Source organism: Bacteroides sp. D22 (assembly GCF_000163675.1).
GTDB classification, from domain to species: Bacteria; Bacteroidota; Bacteroidia; order Bacteroidales; family Bacteroidaceae; genus Bacteroides; species Bacteroides xylanisolvens.
In genome coordinates, this window is sequence record NZ_GG774806.1 from 197,870 (window position 1) to 202,648 (window position 4,779).

Below are 4,779 nucleotides of genomic sequence, written 5' to 3' on the forward strand. Positions count from 1 at the left end.
TAGAGGACTTTAACGGAGAAAGCGATAGCGGATTCCGTTGGAATGAATTTGAGCTGATGGGACTTGAGGCGTTGGCAGATGATAAGGAATCCTGTGATATGATACGCCTGTTTTGGGATAGCCATATTCCTATTCTTATGTCAGTAAAAGATGGATACCAATATTTGTGCATAGATTTATCTCCGGAAAATTACGGTAAAATCTATTATGGAGTTGAACCTGAATTTGAAGATTCGGCAGAATTTGTTTGCGATAGCTTTAATCATTTATTGGAAATGTTGTCTTCCAATGAAAAGAACGATATACTGACAAATTTCAAATAAGGTTATAATAAGCAGATAAATCTCTCTGAAAGATTGATTGTCAGCTAATAAAAAAAACGGTGACTGCATCTAAAGAATCCCATGAGTATTTCTGTGTAAATATAATATTATAAGTAAATGGAATGGCTGAACAACATATATCAGAATTTTGAAGGGCTACTATCAAATTTAGCCCAATATATTCAATCAAATCCTAAAGTAGGTCATTTAATTGGTATATTTTTATTGTCAATTTGGCTCATCGGGCTTATATTCAATTGGAAGTGGACGTATAAGGGGAACGGTTCTTATGGATGGAACAAGTTACTCGAAGAATTAGGTCCTACTACTTTCCGTTTTTGGTTAGGGGTATTTATAACTATCTGTTTATTGATTATGATTTATATTTATATTAAGGTATGATAGAACCGATGCTTATTCTCTTACCGTTTATCATGCCCAATGTATAAACCCGAAGTGAAACATCAGTGCGACATTCACCACGGTCAGGGTGATAGCGATAAGGACTATTTTTGCGAGCTTCCTGCCGGGATGTTTCAGTTTTCCGTAATATTCACGGAGCGCTTCACGCCGCCCGGCTGTGTAGCGGAGCTGGCAGAACAAGTCGGGAAGAAAGCAGAGCATCATCACTACGGCAAAAGCAACAATCCAACTGAAATAGCGAAACATCAACGGTGTTCCAAGCGGTACGAGTATGGCAAAGAGCCAGCAAAAGAACAACAGCATACGCCCGTTAAGGTTGGTATGCTCCCTTTCGTGCCATATCTCGGCTACATACCACATATAGTCGATGAAGCAGATCCGGTATTTGCGATTATCCTTATCCATATCATTACAAAAATAATGTATTTTGCTCACTTAATCATTACTTCATACCGAAAAACACCACGCAAAATAAAAAATACCCCGTCGGCAAGAACAAGCCGACGGGGTATTTTTATCCTCACTTGTCCTTAATCAGGTGCGACAGCTCCGGGTCTGCCTTGATACGCCCGATCTCGTCGGCGACAATCTGCCTGACCTCGTTCTTGATGCGGTAGTAGTTGGCGTCGATCTGCTGCTGCATGGTGTCGTTGCCGTCCTTGTCGGTGAAGTCGATGATCTGCGGAATCTTCACGTAGCGGGCGGTCTCCCGCTTGACCTGCTCGTTGTCCACGACAATCTCGGCATGGAAAATCTTCTGCTCGATACGCTCGTCGAAGTTGTCGGCTACCGCCCCGACGAACATACCCTGCGTGAGGTTGGAAATCTTGCTTGCCGGAATGAGGCTGTCCATCTGGGTATTGATGGAGACGGAGGTCTCGTTCCTGTTGATAGTCATGTTCTGCCGTTTCTGTAAGACCTTGCCGAAACGCTCGGAGAGCGTCTTGGCAGTTTCGGCAACTACCTGTCCTGCAAAGACATTGCCGACGGTATTGCAGATTACAGCGGACTCTTTGTCTCCATAATCACGCTTCAACTGGCTGAAATCCTGAAAGCCGAGCATGACGGCTACCTTGTTGCTTCGGGCGGTGGCAATGAGATTATCCAGCCCACGCATATAGATGGTGGGCAGCTCGTCGATAATCACGGCGGATTTGAGCCGTTTCTTCTTGTTGATGAGCTTCACGATGCGGGAGTTGTACAGTCCCAATGCCGCCCCGTAGATACCCTGCCTGTCGGGATTGTTACCGACTACGAGCACTTTCGGCTCTTCGGGATTGTTGATGTCGAGGGTGAAATCGTCCGCCGTCATCACCCAGTAGAGCGCCGGGGAAATCATGCGGGAAAGCGGTATCTTGGCACTGGCAATCTGCCCCTGCAACTGCTCCACCGCCGAGGATTCCCATGCGTCCATGAAGGGAGAAAGGTAATTCTCCAGCTCCGGGTACGAGGTGAGGATGGGGAAAATGTCGGCGTACTTGCGGTTCAGGAACTCGATGGCATGGGGAAAGGTGCAATACTTGCCGTTCTTGTAGATTTTGAGATACCATATAATACTGGCTAACAGAATGATAGGCGATTCTACGAAGAAATCGCCCTGCTTGGAAATCCACGTTCGGTTCAAATTTAACATAATCGTGTAGGCACTCTCGTAGGCATCGGATATGTCGGTCATGAAGTCCGGGTGGATGGGGTTGCAGCGGTGGCTCTCCCTCGGATTGTCGAAGTTTATCACGTAGAACTTGGGCTTGACCTTGTAGCCGTCCAAGTGGGCGAGCAGGTGGTTGTAGGCTATCTCGGAGAGGTCGGGGTACTTGAAATCATACAGGAAAAGCGAATAGCCCTTCTCAATGGTCTGTTTTATGTACTGGTTGATAATTGCATAGGACTTGCCCGAACCGGGCGTGCCCAAGACCATCGTCGCACGGAAGGGGTTGACAAGGTTGATCCATCCGTCATACGCCCTGCTCCTGAACCAGAAGCGGGTGCGGAGGTTGACGGAATACTCGTTCTCCTTCAGCTCGGTCTCCTGCATGAAGGATTCGTTCTCGACGTTGAACACGTCTTCGAGCAGGTCGGTCTTCAACAGGCGGGACATCCACAGCCCCGCCATGAGCAGGCAGATATACCCGGCGGTAAGGGTGGCGATATACAGCACGGTGTCCGCCGGAAGCGGCAGAGGAAGGGCGAGCAACCACCAGTTGCCGAAAAAGAGCAGCAAGCCGGACACGCCGCAAAGGATGATCCTGCGCCACGTGATTTTCTGTTCCTTCACGCCCTTTGTGCCGAGGCAACTAAGGGCGAGGAACAGCACGGCGAAGAGCTTCGTCCAGAGGATATTGGAGAACAGCCCGGCGGTACGCTGGAAGCCGAGCAATATCCTATCGACAACGCCGATGTCGATGCCCCACTCCCGGACGGACTGGTAACAGAACCAATAAATGTTGATGACTACAAATAAAATGCTTATCGCACGCATGAACTCCATGACTTTGGCGAGTCCACGCAAATCGTCTTCGTTTTGCATAATTCGTTGAAAATTAATGATAAAACTTCGTTTTATTATGTACATGTACTTTTTCTTTTGTGTCAAGACAAAAGAAAAAGATACCAAAAAGAAAAAGTCAAGACTGCATTTTCTCCGCTACTCTCTTCCTGCGTTTCGCTAAAGAAAAAGAATTGCCTACGGCGAAAGTCCTACGTTCGGCATAGCCCAAACAAGTTTGGCTCTGCTCTCACTTAAACGGACTTTTCGCTTCGCTCAAACAGCTTTTTCTTTTTAACGCTACACTCCGGTCGTTCGCTTTACGCTGCGAAAATGAGGTCGGTGTGCCATGCGGATGGTTGCTTGGTTAATGCTATCTTTTTGTTCTTTATTGTTGCCTGCCGTACTTGCGTTTTTTCTTTCTTTTTCGGGGCGGTACGGGCTGGTCGTCGGACGCTCCGCAGGGTACGGGGGCAAAGAGGTTGAAGGCGGCCGCCACGTTCTGGGTGGTGCCGTCCTTGTGGTCGGGACGGTAGCCGGTATCGTGTCCGTCCCATTGGGATGCGCCCGTATGCTCCTGCTGCCGGGTGGGATGTTCCACTCCGGCGGAGAGTTGCGGCAGATGAATACCTTCCTGTCCGGCGAAAAGGTCGTTGAACACGCCTGCGGAAAACTCCTTGCCCAGACGGGAGCCGTTGAAGACGGCTTTGGCGGCATGGTCGATGAAGGTCGCCCCATAGATGCGCCCGGCATCGTTGGTACGGAACACCACGCCGATACCCTGCCGCATGAGTTCCCGCTCGAACTGCGCCCGGTCATGCCCTGCGGTCTGCATGGCGGCGGCAACCTTTCCGGCGGTGGTGGCGGCGACCTCCCTGTGGGTCTTTTCCCATGCGGCAGCGTTGTGCATCCGCCTTTCGAGGGCTGCGACGCCCGCCTCCTTGCCGAACACGGAGGACTTGAAGGGCTTGCCGACCTTGTTGCCCTCCCTGTCGGTTGCCGAATAGGTCAAGCCGTGATACTCCCGCCCGCCGTATTCCCCCTTCACCTCGTCCACCGTGATGCCGTAAAGGGAAAGGACGGCACGGTATTCGCCCAGTGTACGGAAACGCCACTCCCGGGCGAGCGGGCGGATGACTCCCGCCAACTGCCCCTTGAGGTTGCCGTCCCCGTAACCGACGGGTGACAAGGGCAGCCCCTCCTTCCACTGCTTGGGCGTAGCCGGGACAAGACCGAACTGCCGTTCCAGCTCCCGGCATACCTTCATCGAACGCCCGTGCTCGTAGCTGTCGGAAATCGCCCGCCCGGTTTCGTCCACCCGGACGGAGACGATGTGCAGGTGCTCCCGCCCGATGTCGTTGTGGCGATAGACGATATAGGGCTGGTCGCCGAAGCCCATGCGCCGCATGTACTCCTCCGCCAAGCTGACAAACCGCTCTTCGCTCAAGCAATCCTTCGGGTCGGGATTGAGGGAGATGTGCAGGACGGGCTTCTCGGTCTTGCGGTTGGCTGTCAGGTAATCACCGAACGAGCGGGAAAGATGCCCTA

General features: G+C 51.0%; 5 protein-coding genes. 2 read left to right on the forward strand and 3 right to left on the reverse strand.

What is annotated here, in order from left to right:
• Both HMPREF0106_RS11920 and HMPREF0106_RS11915 read left to right on the forward strand, forming a co-directional pair.
• Positions 1–323: SMI1/KNR4 family protein (locus HMPREF0106_RS11920; protein WP_009040069.1), on the forward strand; the 323-nt coding region annotated here is incomplete at its 5' end.
• A 117-nt stretch (positions 324–440) separates the two neighbouring features.
• On the forward strand, positions 441–725 hold the full coding sequence (locus HMPREF0106_RS11915) for an immunity 17 family protein (RefSeq protein WP_008627683.1): 285 nt from the start codon (positions 441–443) through the stop codon (positions 723–725).
• Between the two features lie 30 nt (positions 726–755).
• On the opposite strand, the gene HMPREF0106_RS11910 is transcribed toward HMPREF0106_RS11915, so the two are convergent.
• The 3 genes from HMPREF0106_RS11910 to mobB form a co-directional block, all read right to left on the reverse strand.
• Positions 756–1,151: a hypothetical protein gene (locus HMPREF0106_RS11910; RefSeq protein WP_008627685.1), complete on the reverse strand. Its 396-nt coding sequence runs from the start codon at positions 1,149–1,151 to the stop codon at positions 756–758.
• A gap of 115 nt (positions 1,152–1,266) precedes the next feature.
• Complete coding sequence (gene mobC, locus HMPREF0106_RS11905; RefSeq protein ID WP_009040071.1) at positions 1,267–3,273, reverse strand: conjugal transfer protein MobC; 2,007 nt, start codon at positions 3,271–3,273, stop codon at positions 1,267–1,269.
• A 346-nt stretch (positions 3,274–3,619) separates the two neighbouring features.
• On the reverse strand, positions 3,620–4,779 hold a 1,160-nt coding region (gene mobB, locus HMPREF0106_RS11900; protein WP_032851351.1), incomplete at its 5' end, for a conjugal transfer protein MobB.

Coding starts and splice junctions, on each gene's coding strand:
- HMPREF0106_RS11915 (WP_008627683.1), top strand. CDS start 441: ATGGAATGGCTGAACAACATATATCAGAATTTTGAAGGGCTACTATCA.
- HMPREF0106_RS11910 (WP_008627685.1), bottom strand. CDS start 1,151: ATGGATAAGGATAATCGCAAATACCGGATCTGCTTCATCGACTATATG.
- mobC (WP_009040071.1), bottom strand. CDS start 3,273: ATGCAAAACGAAGACGATTTGCGTGGACTCGCCAAAGTCATGGAGTTC.